This is a genomic window from Streptomyces sp. NPDC002476, from assembly GCF_042889785.1.
GTDB lineage: Bacteria > Actinomycetota > Actinomycetes > Streptomycetales > Streptomycetaceae > Streptomyces.
The window spans coordinates 30540-49356 of record NZ_JBIARH010000048.1 but is presented as its reverse complement, the minus strand read 5'-3'; the positions used below and the strand labels follow the sequence as shown (position 1 = coordinate 49356).

7 protein-coding genes and 3 pseudogenes are annotated in these 18817 nt (G+C 66.7%); 7 read left to right on the top strand and 3 right to left on the bottom strand.

Annotated elements, in window-relative coordinates; translation table 11 throughout:
• A partial coding sequence (locus tag ACFYXM_RS32805) for a zinc ribbon domain-containing protein (RefSeq protein ID WP_389294926.1) occupies window positions 1-282 on the top strand: 282 nt, incomplete at its 5' end.
• A gap of 32 nt (window positions 283-314) precedes the next feature.
• Here the strand turns inward: ACFYXM_RS32805 and trxA are convergent.
• A complete protein-coding gene (trxA, locus tag ACFYXM_RS32800) occupies window positions 315-689 on the bottom strand; it encodes a thioredoxin (RefSeq protein ID WP_389294924.1) in 375 nt (124 codons plus the stop codon).
• Between the two features lie 117 nt (window positions 690-806).
• Between trxA and ACFYXM_RS32795 the strand changes: the two genes are divergently transcribed.
• Window positions 807-2246 carry a dihydrolipoyl dehydrogenase family protein gene (locus ACFYXM_RS32795; RefSeq protein WP_389294922.1) on the top strand — a complete coding sequence of 480 codons (1440 nt, stop codon included), beginning with the start codon at window positions 807-809 and terminating at the stop codon, window positions 2244-2246.
• Window positions 2247-2546: 300 nt separating this feature from the next.
• Here ACFYXM_RS32795 and ACFYXM_RS32790 read toward each other — a convergent pair whose 3' ends face one another.
• The gene (locus ACFYXM_RS32790) at window positions 2547-2912 is read right to left on the bottom strand and encodes a tetratricopeptide repeat protein (protein WP_389294920.1); all 366 of its coding nucleotides are present in this window, start codon (window positions 2910-2912) and stop codon (window positions 2547-2549) included.
• A gap of 241 nt (window positions 2913-3153) precedes the next feature.
• Between ACFYXM_RS32790 and ACFYXM_RS32785 the strand changes: the two are divergent.
• Window positions 3154-4553: pseudogene (locus ACFYXM_RS32785) on the top strand (IS1380 family transposase).
• 390 nt (window positions 4554-4943) lie between these two features.
• Here ACFYXM_RS32785 and ACFYXM_RS32780 read toward each other — a convergent pair.
• Window positions 4944-5329 (bottom strand): annotated as a pseudogene (locus ACFYXM_RS32780) (DUF5958 family protein).
• Between the two features lie 209 nt (window positions 5330-5538).
• Between ACFYXM_RS32780 and ACFYXM_RS32775 the strand changes: the two are divergent.
• From ACFYXM_RS32775 to ACFYXM_RS32760, 4 genes and pseudogenes are all read left to right on the top strand, one after another.
• A complete protein-coding gene (locus ACFYXM_RS32775; protein ID WP_389294919.1) occupies window positions 5539-9783 on the top strand; it encodes a LamG-like jellyroll fold domain-containing protein in 4245 nt (1414 codons plus the stop codon).
• Between the two features lie 124 nt (window positions 9784-9907).
• Window positions 9908-15660, top strand: a pseudogene (locus tag ACFYXM_RS32770) (RHS repeat-associated core domain-containing protein); the annotation flags it as partial.
• 670 nt (window positions 15661-16330) lie between these two features.
• Window positions 16331-17059, top strand: a complete 729-nt coding sequence (locus tag ACFYXM_RS32765) for a hypothetical protein (RefSeq protein WP_389294917.1) — start codon at window positions 16331-16333, stop codon at window positions 17057-17059.
• Window positions 17060-17847: 788 nt separating this feature from the next.
• Window positions 17848-18813, top strand: a complete 966-nt coding sequence (locus tag ACFYXM_RS32760; RefSeq protein WP_389294914.1) for a pirin family protein — start codon at window positions 17848-17850, stop codon at window positions 18811-18813.
• Window positions 18814-18817: the final 4 nt, after the last annotated feature.

Genomic DNA, 18817 nt, shown 5'->3' with positions numbered 1-18817 from the left:
TACGGGCGCACCTTCGTGAAGATCGGCCGCTTCGAGCCCACCAGTCAGGTGTGCTCGCAGTGCGGCGTGAAGGACGGCCCGCATGCCCTGCACGTTCGGGAATGGACGTGCAGGGCATGCGGGGCGGTCCTGGACCGGGACATCAGCGCGGCGGTCAACGTCGCCAAGGCGGCCGGACTGGCCGTGACAGCCTGCAGAGCGCAGGTAGGACGGGCGCCCGTGCCCGCACCGCGCAGCGAAGCGGGAACCCACCCGACACCGCAGCCTTCAACGGCGCGGTAGGCGGGAATCTCCCCCTTCAGGGGGAGAGGATGTCAATTCCCCTGCCCGTTCTTCTGCTTCTCGATCGACTTGCGGACCTCGTCCATGTCCAGCTTCCGGGCCTGGCCGATGACGTCCTCCAGCGCCGCCTCCGGCAGCGCCCCGGGCTGCGCGAACACCGCGACGTTCTCCCGGACGATCATCAGCGTGGGAATGGAACGGATGTCGAAGGCCGCGGCCAGCTCCTGCTGCGCCTCGGTGTCGACCTTGGCGAAGACCAGGTCATCGTGACGTTCGGACGCCGCGTCGTACACGGGGGCGAACTGGCGGCACGGGCCGCACCAGGAAGCCCAGAAGTCGATCAGGACGAAGTCGTTGTCGCTCACGACCTGATCGAAGTTCTCCTTGGTGAGCTCAATGGTGCTCATGTTCTGTCCCTCTTTCTTTCTGTACGGCTCGGATCCGACCGGCACAACGGCGCCGGCGCGCGTCCTATTCCGCCTGCCCGTGTGGCCGTCGCCCACACCCGCGACCAGACTGTCCCCATGACAGATCCCTCCCTGAACGCCGCATACGACGTCGTGGTGATCGGAGCCGGGCCGGTGGGCGAGAACGTCGCCGACCGGGCCCGCGCGGCCGGGCTGAGCACGGCGGTCGTCGAGTCGGAACTCATCGGTGGCGAGTGCTCGTACTGGGCCTGCATGCCCAGCAAGGCGCTGCTGCGCCCGGTCGTCGCCCGGGCCGACGCCCGTCGCGTGCCCGGCCTTGCCGGGGCCGTACAAGGACCGCTCGACACGGCCGCCGTCCTTGCCCACCGGGACGAATACACCTCGCACTGGAAGGACGACGGACAAGCCGCCTGGCTGGAGGGCATCGGCGCGGACATCTTCCGCGGTCTGGGCAGGCTCACCGGCGAGCGGACCGTCTCCGTCGCCGCCCCCGACGGCACGGAGCATCTGCTCACGGCCCGGCACGCCGTGGCGCTGTGCACCGGCAGTCGCGCCGTGGTGCCCGACCTGCCCGGCGCCGCCGGGGCCCGCCCCTGGACCAGCCGGGAGGCGACCAGTGCCAAGGAGGTGCCCGGCCGCCTCGTCATCGTCGGCGGGGGCGTGGTCGGCACGGAGATGGCCACCGTCTGGCAGTCGCTCGGCGCCCAGGTGATGTTCCTGGTCAGGGGCCCGGGGCTGCTGCCGAGGATGGAACCCTTCGCGGGCGAACTGGTCGCACGGGCCCTGACGGAGGCGGGGGCCGACATCCGTACCGGAACCTCCGTGACCGCCGTGCGTCGCCCCGCCCCCGACGGCCCGGTCACCGTGGAGACGGACACCGGCGAGCGCATCGTGGCCGACGAGATCCTCTTCGCCACCGGCCGGGCCCCGCGCACCGACGACCTCGGGCTCGACACGGTCGGCCTGACGCCCGGCTCCTGGCTCGCCGTCGACGACAGCTGTCGCGTCGACGGCTTCACCTGGCTGTACGCCGTCGGCGACGTCAACCACCGGGCGCTCCTCACCCACCAGGGCAAGTATCAGGCGCGGGTCGCGGGTGCCGCGATCGCCGCCCGCGCCCACGGCACCCCGACCGACGCCGGGCGCTGGGGGGCCCACGCGGCCACCGCCGACCACGCCGCCGTGCCGCAGGTCGTCTTCACCGATCCCGAGGCCGCCTCGGTCGGCCTCACCCTCGCCGAGGCCGAACGGGCGGGTCACCGCGTACGTGCCGTCGACCACGACCTCGCCGCGGTGGCGGGCTCGGGCCTGTACGCGGACGGCTACCAGGGCCGGGCCCGCATGGTCGTCGACCTCGACCGCGAGATCCTGCTCGGGGCCACCTTCGTCGGACCGGGCATCGGGGAACTGCTCCACTCCGCGACGATCGCCGTCGCGGGCGAGGTCCCCATCGGCCGGCTGTGGCACGCCGTCCCCTCCTACCCGACGATCAGCGAGGTCTGGCTGCGGCTGCTGGAGGCGTACCGGGACGCGTAGCCCCCGGCGGGTCCGCCCCTTCCAGGTGTTCGGGCCCCTCCAGGTGTTCGGGCACGTCCCACCTCGGGCGTTCGGACCGTCTCTCCCGGGTGTTCGCCCAGGAGAGACGGCTCCGGGCCCGACGGGGCCCACGCCGGACCGTGCTCCGTCCGCACCGAGGCCGGACCCGACACAGGAGCAGCGTGCCCCTGGGGCCGGTGCCGGCCGGTGCGCACGACCCCCGTTTCCCGGCAGCGGCTCTCCCGCAGCTGCCGGGCCACCGGCGCGCCCTCGTCCCGGGACGCGACCGTTCCGTCCCGCTCAGCGGCCGATGCGGCCCGGCTCGGTGTCGAAGTCACCGGAGAACGCCGCCGCCATCCGCAGATGGCCGGACGCCTCCGCGTCCCGCCCCTGGCGCTCCAGCGTGCGGCCGAGCATCAGCCGGGCGTAGGGCTCCACCGGGTCGCGCTCCAGCACCGCGCGCAGTTCCTCCTCCGCCCTGCGAAGCCGCGCCGAGTGGTAGTAGGCGCGGGCCAGCAGCAGCCGCGGCGCCACCTGCTCCGGCACCTCCTCGACCAGCCCTTCGAGGATCCGGGCGGCGGGCATGTACTCCTTGGTTTCGAAGAACATCTGCGCGCGGTCCCAGCGGTCCGCGGCCGTCCCGTACTCGAAATAGCCGTTGCTCATGTGATCTCCTCGTTCACGGACCGTTCGCGGAGCGCCCCGGTCCCGCCGGCCCCGGACCGGATGTCCGGCGTCCCCGGCAGTTGCTCCAACACGGCATGATGATTGAATATTCCACTAAGCCTTGATCCACCGATTCGATGTCTGTGGGTAACTCTTCTTGAAACGAGGAAGTGCCTTGTGACCTGTGATGATGGGAGTTCTTCAGGCTTCCGGCACGCACGATCGGCAAGGCACTTCCGAGATGCAAGTTTCCCGTACTCCGGCGGCGGTCTCCGCTGCGTTCGATGACCCGAGTCTGATCGCGCATGCCGGGCTGGTGCCGGTACTGCGGCTGGCCGAGCGGTGCGGGCTTGCCCGTCTGGCGGCCCAGAAGGTGAAGCTGGCCGGGGCAAAGAACGGCGCGGGCGCGGCAGCGGATGCCAAGGTCACCAGCATCGTGGCCGGGATGGCCGCGGGTGCGGACAGCATCGACGACCTGAACGTTCTGCGCCATGGGGCGATGCCGGCCGTGTTCGGCGGGATCCGTTCCCCGTCCACGCTGGGCACGTTCCTGCGCGCGTTCACCCACGGTCATGTCCTTCAACCCCCGGGCTGTCCACCGCCGGTTCCTGGCCGCACTGGCCGTGCACACGCCCGTGCTGCCGGGCTCGGACGAGCCGGCGTTCATCGATGTCGACTCCACTCACCAGCGGGTCTACGGCCGGGCCCAAGCAGGGCGCCGAGTACGGCCGGTTCAAGGGCATCCGTACCCTGCACCCCCTGCTCGCCACGATCTGCGCCCCCACCTCGCGGCCGGTGATCGCCACCGTGCGGATGCGCCGCGGCAAGGCAGCCGACTCCCGGGGCGCCCCGAAACTCGTGAGCGAGGCGCCGGCCACCGCCCGCGAGGCCGGCTGCACCGGCCTGCGCATCCTGCGGGCCGACTCGCAGTTCTGCAACGCCGGGGTGATCGCCGCCTGCCGCCGGGCCGGAGCCCGCTTCTCGATCACCTGCGGGATGAACCCCTCCATCAAACGGGCCGTCCTCAGCATTCCCGACCAGGCATGGCAGCAGATCACATACCCGACCGCGGTGCCCGATCCCGCCACCGGTGAACTCATCCCGGACGCCGAAGGCGCCGAGATACCCCAGTACACCGCGTTCGCCAGCCGAAAGAAACCGGAGCGATTCACCGCGCGGCTGATCGTGCGCCGGGTCCGCGACCTGGCCAAACCCGCCGTCGTGGGCGAGCAGGGCGAACTGTTCCCCGTCTGGCGCTACCACCCGTTCTTCACCGACCAGCCCGCACAAACCCTCCAGGCCGAACGCGAACACCGCCATCACGCCGTCGTCGAACAGGTCATCGCGGACAGCAAAGCCGGTGCCATCGCCCACCTGCCGTCCGGACACTTCCACGCCAACGCCGCCTGGCTGACCCTGTGGGCCATGACCTACAACCTGCTGCGGGCCGCAGGTGCGCTGACCTCCGCCTTCCACGCCAGAGCCACCACCGCCACCCTCCGCACCCACCTCGTCCAGGTCCCAGCCCGGATCGCCCGATCCGCACGACGCATCGCCCTGCACCTACCGCACAACTGGCCCTGGCAGCACGCCTGGACAGACCTCTTCAGCACCGTCCACGACCCACCCGCACCGGCCTGATCCCCCTGACCACCCCGCCCGCCAGGGCCCGACCGGAACCGAACCCGTGCCAAAGCTGGGCAGACAGTGAGGATGTCAGTGGCTTCTCCGAGGGGTCTGACTCATGGGCAGACGGACGTCGTCGGACTGTCTTGCGCTGGATCCGTCGATCCACTCGGAGAAGCCACTGACACGCGACCGGACGGGCATTCGTGACTTTATAGGAGCTTGGTTCAAAAGCCCCATCACTGTCTTGTCCGCCAGCCCGGCCGGCGCGCGCGGTTCAACGCGCCTGAACCGGCCCGCGATCCGGGCCATGGCCTGGTCGAACATCGCCCGCCAGTGGGCGGCGTCTATGCTGTGGCCCGCGGCCACCGCACGATCTTCAGTAGTCCACACAACCCCTGATGATCACGCGGTGGCCGTTTCGGTGCCCGCTCCGGTCCTCAGGTGGTGCCAGGTGTGCCCGCATCCGTCAGCGCAGAAGCGGAGCCGTCGCCGATCATCAGCGACGCCAAGAAGTGCGACCAGCAGGCGGAATGCCTTGACCCGCTCGTCCTGCGGAAGATTGGTGATCTTTGTCGGTTGCTCGGTGAGGCGTCCGCGTGTGACCAGCACGGCCGGGGTGTGGGTGGGGCGGATGCCGGCTCTGCGGATGCTCTCGACCCGTCCTCGCTGGTTGCCCGAGCCTGGATACAGAACCCTCCCAGGTCGCGCAGGACTTCGAATTGCTCAGTGTCGCCAAGGCCCTCGAACCAGCCGACACCCTGGTCGAGCGGACGGATGCCTTGCGCCAACTCGTTCAAGATGACCGCGCGTTCGCTCGCCCCGCCCCATCTCCACAAAACGCCTGGCTGACTACCCCGCAGGTCATCGAACCAGCTATCGAATTCGCACTGGAGTACTAGATCTCCTGTGATCAACGCTTTCCCCTCCTGTGCGTGATCTGTAAAAGATCACTCACGATGTGGCGGAGCCTGCAGAGGCTTTGTGGGGAGGGTGTGTCATGCCTGTGGGTGGGCGATTGCGTGTCGTCGGGGTGGTGTTGTCCACTGCGGTGGCGCTGAGCGGAGTGTCGGCGATCAGCGCGGTGGCAGTGGTCCGCGGCGAAGCACGGGCCACTGTGACATCGAAGACGTCGGAAGCAACGTCCGACGAACAGTCCGCGCTGACCGAGACCGAGGCTCATGCTCTGGCCAGGCGCACAGGTGAGTCGGTGGAGGTAGCTTCGCTGCGAGGAGAAAGCAGCGAGGTCTATGCCACACCCGAAGGGAACTTGGAGGCCCGGGAGTATTTGCGTCCGGTGCGAGCCAGGGTGCAGGGCCAGTGGAAGCCGATTGATACCGACCTGGCGAAGACCAGTAGCGGCACGGTCGCACCGAAGGTCACCACGATCGGTCTGGAGTTCTCGGGCGGCGGTGACGCGCCCATGGTCCGGATGACGAAGGCGGGGCGGAAGCTGGCGCTGTCCTGGCCGGGGTTGCTTCCCGCTCCGCGGATCGAGGCCGACACTGCTACGTACCCGGATGTTCTGCCTGGTGTGGACCTGCGGCTGGCAGCGCAGGAGGGCGGGTTTACGCAGCTGCTCATAGTCAAGTCCGCTGAGGCGGCGGCCAGTAAGGAGCTGGCCGCGCTGCGGCTGAAGCTGGACGGCGAGGGCGTGAACCTCCGCGAGACGGACGAGGGCGGTCTGGCGGCCGTCGACAAGGGCGCCGGAAGTGCGGTGTTCGATGCGCCGCAGCCGCTCATGTGGGATTCCAGTGAGGGATCTCCGGCGCAGCAGGCGGCTGGCGTGCGGTCGTTGGGCGCGGCCACTGCCAAGGGTTCTGGCAGTGAGGAGCCGGGAGCGACGGAGTCGGGGAAGCTGGCGCCGGTCGGCGTGGAGGTATCGGCAGGCCAGGACGAGCTGGTGCTGAAGGGGGAGGACACGGTGTACCCGGTGTTCATCGACCCGCAGTGGTATTCGCCGAAGGCGTCGGCGTGGACGATGGCGTCGAAGTACTGGGCGTCGTCACCGCAGTGGAAGTTCAACGGCCAGTCGGACGCGGGCATGGGTTACTGCGGCTGGGCCTACTGCCAGCCCAACGACACCAAGCGTCTCTTCTACCGAATCCCGGTGTCTAAGTTCGCGGGCACGTCCGTGCTGTCGGCGGAGTTCGTGGTGCGCAACACCTGGTCGGCGTCCTGTAATGCGCGCAGCGTGCAGCTGTGGCGGACGAAGGACATCTCGTCGTCGACGACGTGGAACTCGCAGAACGCGTCCGGCTTCTGGATCAAGCAATTGACTTCGAAGTCCTTCGCCTACGGCTATGAAGGGTGTGCGGCCAAGGACGCCGAGTTCGACGTGAAGTCCGCGGTGCAGGAGGCCGCGAACAAGAACTGGGCGACGATGACGTTCGGCCTTCAGGCCGCGAACGAGACAGACGCCTACGGGTGGAAGCGATTCTCGAACAACGCGTATCTGCGAGTGCAGTACAATCGTCCGCCGTCCCAGATCAAGACGTCGCAGCTGACCATGGAGTACGGAGGGGCCTGCAAGAAGGCTTCTGACGCGGTGCACATCCGCAGTCTGGGCGGGATCAACGCGAACAATGTCACCGACCCTGACGGCGACAACGTCGCGGTGCAGTTCCAGGCGAAATGGGATGCGGGCGACGGCAAGGGGCTGATCGCACGGTGGTCGCCGGCGCTCACCTCGTACAAGAAGTCCGGGTTCAGCTTCACCATCAGCCTGCCGTCCTCGATCCCGCAGAACAAGCAGGTCAACTGGTACGCGCGCGCGTACGACGGCGCGCAGTACTCACCGTGGTCGTACGCAGGCGGTTCCACGGGGTGCTACTTCGTCTACGACACGACGGTACCGAAGGCGCCGACGATCTCCTCGGGCGACTATCCGGCCTCGGATCCGGAGAACCCGGACGATCCGTGGTTCGACGGGGTGGGCAAGTACGGGTCGTTCGAGCTCAAGGCCGCCAACACTGATGTGATCAAGTACTGGTTCGGTATCAACGGCGACCCCACATCGGCGAACACGATCACCACGTCCGCAGGCGCCGCGCAGATCGCGAAGATGCTTCCGGCCAAGGAGGGGCTGAACTTCGTCACCGCCAAGGCGTTCAACGCCGCTGGGACCGGCAGTGAGGTCCGCACCTACCAGTTCCGGGTGAAGGCCGGGCAGCCGGAGCGGGCGATGTGGCAGATGGACGACCCGGCCGCGGCAAGCCAGGCTGCGGGCAGCTCCGGTGCGCGCGTCGCCGCGTTGCACGGTGGCGCCACCACGGGTGTCGCGGGCAAGAAGGGCACCGCCCTGCACCTGGACGGCACAAGCGGCTACGCGGAAACCGACATCCCGACGGTCAACACGGCCAACGGCTTCAGCGTCTCGGCCTGGGTCAAACTCGACCAAGTCCCGGCTAAAGCTGCTGTTGTCGTAACTCAGCCGGGCAATTACTCCCCAGGCTTCGAGTTGTACTACTCCCAGCCCTACGACCGGTGGGTCTTCAACCAGTACACGTCCGACACCCCAGGAGCCTCTGTCGCCCGAGCGATGGCTCCGCAGGCCGGCGGTGTGACCGCGAATGAGTGGACCCACCTGGTGGGTGTCTACAGCGGGAGCGACAAGGAGCTGCGGCTGTATGTGAACGGGGCCCTGGTCGGCTCCACGCCGTATACGACCGCGTGGGATGCTCGCCGTGGGCTGCAGATCGGAGCCGCGAGCCTCAATGGGGCAGTCAAGAACTACTTCCCCGGCAGCATCGACGAACTGCGGATCTTCGATAAGCCGGTCAGCGCCACCGAGGTCACCCACCTGTACCGTCTCGAATCGATCGGCAATGGGCGCACCGCCCGTGCGGGATTTCCGCTGGACGAGGTACCAGGTGCCACCGAGGTCGTGGGTCACGCAGAGACCCAACCCCTGACACTCGTCGGTGACGCCCAGCTCGGCACTTCCGGCGTCGCGGGCCATGCGCTGAAGCTGGACGGCAAGAGCGAATACGCGCACACCGAGGCACCGCACTCCGATACCCAACGCCCCTTCGCAGTGTCCGCCTGGGCCAAGCTCGACCGAACACCGGATCAGGCAGCCACGATCGTCGCACAGTTGGGCAAGAACCGGCCGGGCTTTGAGTTGTATTACTCAAAGACATACAACCGCTGGGGCTTCACCCAGTATTCGGCCGACGTTGCGGGGGCCACACAGATCCGTGCCATTCAACCCGACGGGACCAGCGCACGGGTAGGAGAATGGGTGCACCTGGTCGGAGTTCACGACGCCGTGGCCCAGACCCTCACTCTATACGTCAACGGAACCAAGGCCGGAAGCGTCGCTCAGGCCAGCCCGTGGTACGCCGGTGGCAGGGTCCAGGTAGGCGCGCTGAGTATCGACGGCGGCAACCTCATCCAGTACTTCCCCGGCCAGATCGACGACGTTCGGCTCTTCGACCGTCCGGTGTCCGCGGACGAGGTCCAGCAGATGTTCAAGCAGCGGCCGTTGGTGAAGGGGCGCTGGAAGTTCGAGACGGCGTCGGGCTCCCCGCTGACGACGCCGGATGCGTCGGCTTCGGGCAATGCGATGACGCTGTACGGCGGCGCGAAGGTCGGCTCGGGTTGGGTCGACGGCGGTGTGACGCTCGACGGCGTCGGTGGCTATGGCGTGACGTCCTCGGCGCCGGTGGATACCCGCGCCAGCTTCACTGTCAGCGCGTTTGTGCAGGCCGCCGCCGTCCCGCAGAAGGGTGTGGCCCTGCTCAGTATGCCGGGTACGACGCAGAGCGCGTTCACGGTGCGCTATGAGCCCAGTGCCACACCGGACAAGGATCCCGGGCGATGGCGGATCGCCATGGCGTCCGCTGACGCCTCGGGCGCTACGGTCGCAAAGGTCGACAACGGGCAGTTCTTCAGCCCGACCGACTGGACACATGTAGCCCTTGTCTATGACGGATTCGCCAAGCATCTGTCGCTGTATGTGAACGGTGAGCTGGAAGAGGCCGCATGTGCGGACGACGACGGGGTTCAGGACGACTCGACTTGCACGGACAGGTTCTCGTGGGCGGATGACGTGCTGGCGTTCACGTCGTCCCAGCCGATGCAGCTCGGCCGCGCCAAGACGGGCACGAGCACGTGGGGCGAATACTGGCCCGGTGCGGTGTCCGATGTGTGGGCATTCCAGGGTCCGTTGAGCCAGAACCAGATTGAGCGCCTGGCCGCCGGAATGCCCGGCATGGACACCGACGTCCCGGGGGATGACTGACCTACCGTGGCGGGCCATGATTTGGGCCCGCCACGACCTTTTCTGCTTGACGTTCGACTTCCGCTCCGACCTGCGCCCACCGAGCAGGCCGGGCTTGCAATGAAGAGTAAGGACGAAGGACAGGATGAACGGCATTAGATCGAGCAGGCGGTTCAGGGGGTTGCGACGACGCGCCGCGCTGGCCTCGGCTGCGGTCATGGTCGGCACGCTCTTGCAGGGAGTGGCACAACCGGCCCTCGCGGCAGAAGGCGGCACGGGCCGTCCAGCCCTTCCCCACGCCGAGAAACCTGTCCCCGTGACGCCGGTCGAGGTCAAGCCGCGCACGCTGATGAAGGGGCCGCGCACCCCGCAGACACCACCGGCTGCGGCCTGGCCGAAAGCGGCGACCGCAGTGGTCGAACTGCCCATGTCCGGTGAGAGGGCTACTGCTTCGGCGCCTGTGCGGGCCAAGGGGCTGCCGCTTACCCTGGACACGCAGGGAAGCGCTGGTAAGAAGCCGGCGAGCGGTGCGGTCGAGGCACGCGTCCTTGACCGCGGGGCCGCGAAGAAGGCCGGCATCGACGGGGTACTCTTCACTCTGCGCCCCGAGGACGAACAGAACGGCCGGGTGCGGGCGAAGCTGGACTACTCCGGTTTCGCCGACGCCTACGGTGGCGGCTACGCCTCCCGTCTGACGCTGGTCCAGCTGCCTGAGTGTGCACTGACCACCCCCGATGAGGCGCGCTGTCGTACCAGCGAGCCGGTGGCAACGGTCAACGACACCGAGAAGCGAACCCTCACCGCGCAGAGCGTGTCCCTCAGCTTCGGCGCTGCCACGGTACTGGCCGCTGTACCGGAGACGCAGAGCGCCAAGGGGGACTACAAGGCCACGTCGCTCTCCCCCTCTGCGACGTGGGACACAAATCTCAACACCGGTGATTTCTCCTGGTCGTACGGCATGCCAGTGCCGGACGTGCCCGGCGGCCTGACCCCCAGTGTGGGGCTGTCGTACTCGTCGGGTTCCATCGACGGCCGCACCGGCAATTCCAACAACCAGGCGTCCTGGGCGGGTGACGGCTTCGATCTGTGGCCGGGCTTCATCGAACGCAAGTACAAGCCCTGCGATGAAGACGGTGTGAAGAACGCGGACGGAAACAAGCCCGGAGACCTGTGCTGGGCCTACGACAACGCGTTCATCACCTTCAATGGCAAGGGTGGCGAACTGGTCCCGAACGGCACCGATTCGTGGAAGCTGAAGGACGATGACGGCACGAAGATCGACCGTCTGACCTCCAGCGACCGCGGCAACGGTGACAACGACGGCGAGTACTGGCGCCTGACCGCCGCGAATGGCACCCGCTACTACTTCGGCTACAATCGGCTGTCCGGCTGGGCGGACGGCAAGCCCACCACCGATTCCACCTGGACGGTTCCAGTGTTCGGCAACGACACGGGAGAGCCGTGTCACGCCTTGGCGTTCGCGGACTCCTGGTGTCGGCAGGCCTGGCGGTGGAATCTGGACTATGCCGTCGATGTGCACGGCAACGCGATTGTGTATTACTACAACCAGGAGACCAACTCCTACGGCCGCAACCTGAAGGCGTCGGACAACACCCGCTACGTGCGCGGCGGCACCCTGGACCGTATCGAATACGGGCTGAAGTCGTCCTCCGTGTACGGCACCAAGCCTCTGGCCAAGGTCAGCTTCACCAACACCGAGCGCTGCTTGTCCGCCACCGGCTGCGCGGACATCACCAAGGACGCCTTCCATTGGTACGACACCCCGTGGGACCTGAACTGCGACACCGGTAAGGACTGTGACAAGGGCCGCTTCTCCCCGGTGTTCTTCACCCGCAAGCGGCTTGCCCAGGTGACCACCCAGGTCTACGACGGCAGCACCTACCAGGACGTCGACTCCTGGCAGCTGACCCACCGCTGGGGCATGGCCGACACCGACTACCAGTTGCTCCTCGACTCCGTCCAGCGCACTGGACGCACCGCCACTCCGGTGATCAGCCTGCCGAAGACCACCTTCGCCTACACCCAGCTGGCCAACCGGCTGGACGAGATCGGTGACGGCTACGCGCCATTCATCAAGGCGCGTCTGTCCACGGTCGCCGATGAGTCTGGCGGTCAGATCGACGTCAACTACTCCGCGCCGGTCTGCGCGTTCAGCGCTTTGCCGACTCCGCAGACCAACACCACGCGCTGCTTCCCGCAGTACATCGGCGGCAGCAGCACGGACGATCCCGAGCTGCAGTGGTTCAACAAGTACGTGGTCACCTCCATGACGGCCACGGACCGCACCGGCGGGGCACCCGATCAGGTCACCTCCTATCAGTACTTGGGCGGGGCAGCCTGGCACTACGACGATGACGACGGGCTGACCAAGGAGAAGTTCAAGACCTGGTCGCAGTGGCACGGCTACGGCCAAGTCCGTGTGCAGACGGGTGGTCAGGGCGGCGCCGCGGCGATGAAGTCGCAGGAGGACACGTACTTCCTGCGTGGCATGGACGGTGACCGCAAGGATGCCTCCGGCGGTACCAAGTCCGTGTCCGTGACTCTGGACGGTGATGAGGGCGATCCGATCACCGACCATGAGTCGGCGGCCGGCTTCGCGTACAAGAACGTCAGCTACTCGGGGCCTGCCGGGAAGGCCCTGGCCAAGACGGTCAACCGGCCCTGGCGGCACCAGACGGCCAAGAAGACCCGCAGCTGGGGCACCGTCACCGCCAACTTCACCGGAACGGCGGGCTCCCGCAGTTGGACCTCGCTGGACGACGGCGCGGGTGCCAAGTGGCGCACCACGTCTGTCGCCAACGCCTACGACACGGTGGCCGGGCGGATCAAACAGACTGACGACTTCGGTGACGACAGCACGTCCGCCGACGACAAGTGCACGCGCACCACGTATGCGACCAACACCGACGCCAACATCCTCACTTTGCCTTCTCGTGTCGAGACGGTGTCGAAGGCCTGCGGCGCGAATGTCAGCCGGCCCGCGGACGTGATGTCCGACGTGCATATCGCCTACGACGGCGGCGCCTATAATGCGGCCCCGACCAAGGGGGATGCGACGGCAAACGCGGTGCTCAAGAACTACGACGGCACCACCGCTGTCTACCTCGAGTCCGGCACCACCTACGACTCCTACGGCCGCGGGCTGACCAGCACCGATCTGACCGCCGACGTGACGGTCACCGCTGCCGGGGCGATCACGCGGACCGAGCGTAAGGACGGCCGTACCACCACGACCGAACGCACCCCGGCCACCGGTTTCGAGACCAAGGTGAAGGTGACCACACCCCCGGCCAAGGCGGGCGACGCGACCACCGCCCAGACCACGACCACCACCCAGGACATCCTCCGAGGCATGCCGTTGGCCCAGACCGACACCAACGGCAACGTCACCAACTTCGCCTACGACGCACTGGGACGCTCGACCAAGGTGTGGCTGGCCGACCGTCTCACCGGACAAACCCCCAACTACGAGTTCACCTACACGGTAACCGAAGGCAAACCCGTTGTGATCGGCACCAAGACGCTCGGTAACAACGGTGCTCAGCGCACCTCCTACGCCCTTTCCGACGGCTTCCTGCGCCCCCGCCAGACCCAGGAGCCCGGCCCCGACGGCGGACGTCTGCTGACCGACACCCTCTACGACGAACGTGGCCTGGTTACCAAGGAGTTCGCGACCTACTACACCACCGGGAGTCCCGGCACCGGTCTGTTCAAGCCGGAGGACGCTCTCAGTGTCGAAACGCAGAACCGCTACGCCTACGACGGTCTGGGACGCCAGACCGAAGCGAAGCAGATCGCGGGCAACGGCGACGGCGGCCCCGTACTCGGCACCACCAAAACGATCTACGGCGGCGACCGCACCACGGTCCTCCCGCCGGTCGGCGGTACCGCCGCCACGACGCTCGTCGACGCCCGCGGCCAGACCACCGAACTGCGCCAATACCACGCCCGCAGTGCGGAGACGGCCTACGACACGACGAAGTACACCTACACGCCGCGCGGACAGCTCAGCACGGTCACTGACCCGGCGGGCAGCGTCTGGACGTATACGTACGACCTGCTCGGTCGGCAGACGAAGACCACCGACCCGGACAAGGGCACCACCAACAGCACGTATGACGACCGCGGGCAGCTGACCACGACCAAGGACGCCCGCCCCGGCACCCCGGCTCTGTGGTACGGCTACGACAACCTGGGCCGCAAGACCGAACTGAGGGAGGGATCGGCCACCGGCGCTCCGCGTGCGTCCTGGAAGTACGACACCGTCAGCGGTGCCAAGGGCCAGCCGGCGGAATCCACCCGCTACGACAACGGCAACGCCTACACCACTAAGGTCGTCGCCTACGACCGCCTCTACCGCCCGTTGCGCACCTCCGTCACCGTCCCCTCCGCCGAAGACGCCCTCCAGGGCAACTACCTGACGGCAACCACATACAACGTCTCCGGCACCGTGCAGGGCATCGGCTACCCCAAGGCGGGCTCCCACTCGGCGGCCACAGTGTCCTTCACCTACGACGATGCCACTCTGCTGCCGATCACGATCGGCAGCAGCCAAGGCCTGAAGGCCACCACCAGTTACAGCCTCACCGGCAAACCGCTGCAGTACGAACTGGCCAGCAACAGCAGCAAGAAGACCTGGATCACCAACACCTATGAGTGGGGCACCCAGCGCCTGGCCGCTTCACGAGTCGACCGCCAGGACATCGCCGGTGTCGACCAGAACAGCACCTACCACTACGACGAGGCCGGCAACGTCCTGTCCGTCTCCGACGTCTCCCGCTCCGGCACCGACAACCAGTGCTTCACGTACGACTACCTGGCCCGCCTCACCGAAGCCTGGACCCAGAACACCACCAACTGCGCCACCGTCCCCAGCAGCAGCGTGCTGGGCGGACCAGCCCCTTACTGGAACTCCTACGCCTACGACCTGGTCGGCAACCGCACCACCGAAACGCTTCACGACACTGCGGGTGACACCTCCAAGGACACCAAGCGCGCCTACACCTACCCCACCCCGGGCAGCGCCCACCCGCACGCTCTGTCCTCCGTCACCACCACCGGCCCCGCTGGTACCGCGAAGGACACCTACGGTTACGACGAGACGGGCAACACCACCACCCGCACACTCAACGGCACCACCCAGAACCTCGCCTGGGACGCCGAAGGCCACCTGGCCAAGGTGACCGAACCCGGCGAAAACAGCACCAGCAAGGTCACCGAGTACCTCTACGACGCCGACGGCAACCGCCTCATCGGCCGCACCCCACTGAGACCACTGTCTACCTCGGTGGCACCGAGATCACCCTCGCCAAGGGAAGCACCACCCCCAAGGCCACCCGCTACTACGACCTTGGAAGCGGACACACCGCCGTCCAGACCGACGACGGCAGCCTCTCCATTACCCTCGCCGACCACCACGGCACCGCCCAACTCGCCATCGACGCCACCACCCAGAACCTCACCCAGCGCCGCACCCTGCCCTTCGGCGGCACGCGCGGCACCGAACCGGCCTCCTGGCCCGGAACCAAGGGCTTCATCGGCGGCACCGACGACACCCGAACCACCGGCCTCACCCACCTCGGCGCCCGCGAATACGACCCCACCGCAGGCCGGTTCGTCAGCGTCGATCCGGTGATGGACCTGACCAACCCCCAACAGATCAACGGCTACACCTACAGCAACAACAACCCGGTCACCCTCTCTGACCCCACAGGTCTGTGCCCCAGAGATCTGTGCCCGGACGGCGGCCAGAACACCAACAAGGAATATCCGGGCGCCATCGGCGGCTCGAAATCGGTATCCGGGAAAAGTGGCAAACCGTCCAGCGGCCAGGGAGGGGCTGGGAAGAACAGTAGCCCCGCAAAAAAGAATGGCGGCTGCGACAAAACTTGCGTACGAGGATTGAACGCCCTCGTCAAGAACGAGAAGCCCGGCCTTCACAAAGAGCTGGCCATTCAGCTACGGAAATACATCCTGGCCACCGCCGGAAACACGCGCCCTTGCGTTTCGGGAGCCTCAGTCAACAGCGGGGAAGCCGCTGCATGTAATTACCTCACCGGTAATTCTCCGCAGCTTAGCTGGCGGGATATTCTGCTTTTGTGGGCCGACGGGAAAGGCGATGTGAACAACATCCCCTTCGATGATGGAAGTCCATTGACTCAGCAACTCATGGACGACGAACCTCACAATGAGATACTGAGAGAGCTGGCCCAGAAGGTCGTCGCGGCCGACTTCAATGCCCCAGTGGATAAACTCGGAGGCAATAGAGACCATGTGGACGCGAAGTCGAATATCGGGAAGGACCTCCTCGGCATGCTGACGGACGGCAGGGCTGGAAATGAAACTCCTACAGCTTTCCTGGGTAGCTACAACATGGAATATCAGCTGATCGCGCAATCGAAGAAATCTCGTACCTTCACGATTGCTTTCGCCTCCTACAATAAGACAGGAGTGGGCTCACTGACGCATCTCCCCGGGGTGGGGGACATCCCTTCCGGTCATGCTTTCTCCAGCATTGCGCAGGAGTTCTACGGTACGGTGACAGTTCATGTCCGATGATTCCGTCATAGCCCAGCCGCTCAGGTTCGCGAAATTGCTTGCCGCGATGGCACGGCTCGTCTCTCTGCTGCTCTTGATCGTGTCGTATGCGGCGTATGTGTGCCAGGCGTTCCCGATCCCGAGTACGCAGGAAGACCTCGTGAGGGCTCTCCGGTCGGACAGGCCGCCGGCAGTTGAGATCGGGTACGACGATCGTGGGGTGAACCTGCTCTGGGAGACGGCTCCGCTGATCTACCGCGAACTGCACATGCACGTACCGGGTGCGCTCCACGGCAGCAATGACGTGGCCGCTGTGGAGGAAGCGATCGCTGTTAAGGCGGGCGTGCACGTAAAGGATCTCCCCTTCCGGGACCGGCAGCCACAATATGAACCAGGTGGCCTGGCCGTTCTTCTGCCCGTGGCCTATCCGTTCTTTCTTCGATCCACCGTCCTGTGTTGGGCTGTGGTCGCCGTGGGCGTGGCCGTGTTGACCGCGACTTACGCGCTGCCACGCAGGTACATGCGGGTGAAGAACCGTGGTGTATGGTTCACCGTCTGTCTGACCACTGGGTTCGGATTCTTCGCCTGCCTGTGGTTCGAACGCTGTGTGGCTCCTGAATCTGGAGAGCCGCCTGAGCTCAAGCCGCGACACGCGTGGGGAGCGTCGATTGCGACCGGTTTGATCCTGGCGGCCGGCGGATGGGGGTTGGTCTATTTGATGCGGTGGACGCTGGCTTGATCTTCTAACTAATCGGGTCTGCGCGGACTCCGAGTTCGTAACACCCGGGTCTTGGCAGCGTCGGGGACTGGCACGGTTGCGAATGCTCCGTTTCCAGTCCCCACTGCTTCAAACCGTGCGGGCGGTCGGGCCCTGATCCCGGATCTTGGAAATCCGAGACACTTGGATTTTGAGTCCGGGAGAACGCATCTCCCTGGTCACGAAGCGCTATCCACCGGAGTTCACAGCGAACGCGATCGCGTTGTACGAGTCGCGTCCAGACACGACGATCAGGGCCGTCACCACCGATCTGGAGGTGAGTCCGGAGAGGCTGCGGAACCGGGTCAGCGCAGCCGGAGCGAGCCGACCGCGATCACCGGGCGGAAGTACCCGCCAAACCTTCCACACCACTGGAAGCAAAGAACGCCGCTCCGCGAAAGAAGGTCCGCGAGCGGAAAGAAGAACGCGAGTGCACGGCCGGAGATTCCTGCGGTGCCGGAAATGGCGAAGAAACGGATCTATCTCCTGAGGCACGGCCACAAGGAGTGGCTCGACGAGGGTGGGCACCCGCGGGTGGCGGTCGAGGCTCGCATGGGACACGAGCTCGGTGGAGTGGAAGGCGTGTACGCGAACGTGACACCGGCGATGGAATCACGGATCGCGGAATCGTTGCAGGAGCGGTGGGAGAAGTTCGTGGGGGAGGGGGATGTGTGGCTGCCGCCGTTTCCCAGTCCTCTCCCATTTAATCACTCGATTCGCGTACCAGAGCAGGTCAGGGCAGGTGACACCCTAGATGTAGATTCATCGCCATGAGCAATCTCGATCGCCAGGCCGTGCCCTCCGTCTGCGGAGGACGGGGTTTCGTCGTAGCCGAGCCCGTGCGCGAACTCCTCGCACCCCGCCACGTCCGGCTGGGGGAGTCCACCGAGGTGCGCAGGCTGCTGCCCAACCTGGGCCGCCGGATGGTCGGCGCGTGGGCCTTCGTCGATCACTACGGCCCCGACGACATCGCCGACGAGCCCGGGATGCAGGTGCCGCCCCACCCCCACATGGGGCTGCAGACGGTCAGCTGGTTGCACGAGGGCGAGGTCCTGCACCGGGACAGCCTCGGCAGCCTTCAGACGATCCGCCCCCGCGAGCTGGGCCTGATGACCTCGGGCCGGGCCATCAGCCACTCCGAGGAGAGTCCGAAGAGTCACGCGAGGCTTCTGCACGGTGCCCAGCTCTGGGTCGCCCTGCCGGACGCGCACCGTCATGTCGAGCCGCATTTCCAGCACCACACCGACCTGCCGGTCGTCACCGCCCCTGGTCTCACGGCCACGCTGATCCTGGGCGGGCTCGACGGAGCCGTCTCGCCCGGCACCGCCTACACCCCCATCGTCGGTGCCGACCTCGCTCTCACCGCCGGTGCCGACGTCCGCCTCCCGCTCGAAGCGGACTTCGAGTACGCGGTGCTCGCCATGTCCGGCCAGGCGGAGGTCGACGGCGTACCCGTGCTGCCCGGTTCCATGCTCTACCTCGGCTGCGGCCGTCGCGAGCTTCCCGTGCGCGCGGACTCCGACGCGGGCCTCATGCTCCTGGGCGGTGAGCCGTTCGAGGAGGAGCTCCTCATGTGGTGGAACTTCATCGGCCGCTCCCAGGAGGAGATCGAGGCGGCCAGGAAGGACTGGACGGAGGGCTCGCGCTTCGGCGAGGTGCACGGCTACGACGGTGGTCGCCTGTCGGCCCCCGAACTCCCACCAGTACCCCTGAAGCCGCGGGGACGGGTGCGCTGACGCG

What these genes read in the sequence shown, in the direction of transcription:
- trxA (WP_389294924.1), bottom strand. Translation starts at nt 689, where the DNA reads ATGAGCACCATTGAGCTCACCAAGGAGAACTTCGATCAGGTCGTGAGC.
- ACFYXM_RS32775 (WP_389294919.1), top strand. Translation starts at nt 5,539, where the DNA reads ATGCCTGTGGGTGGGCGATTGCGTGTCGTCGGGGTGGTGTTGTCCACT.
- ACFYXM_RS32760 (WP_389294914.1), top strand. Translation starts at nt 17,848, where the DNA reads ATGAGCAATCTCGATCGCCAGGCCGTGCCCTCCGTCTGCGGAGGACGG.
- ACFYXM_RS32790 (WP_389294920.1), bottom strand. Translation starts at nt 2,912, where the DNA reads ATGAGCAACGGCTATTTCGAGTACGGGACGGCCGCGGACCGCTGGGAC.
- ACFYXM_RS32795 (WP_389294922.1), top strand. Translation starts at nt 807, where the DNA reads ATGACAGATCCCTCCCTGAACGCCGCATACGACGTCGTGGTGATCGGA.
- ACFYXM_RS32765 (WP_389294917.1), top strand. Translation starts at nt 16,331, where the DNA reads ATGTCCGATGATTCCGTCATAGCCCAGCCGCTCAGGTTCGCGAAATTG.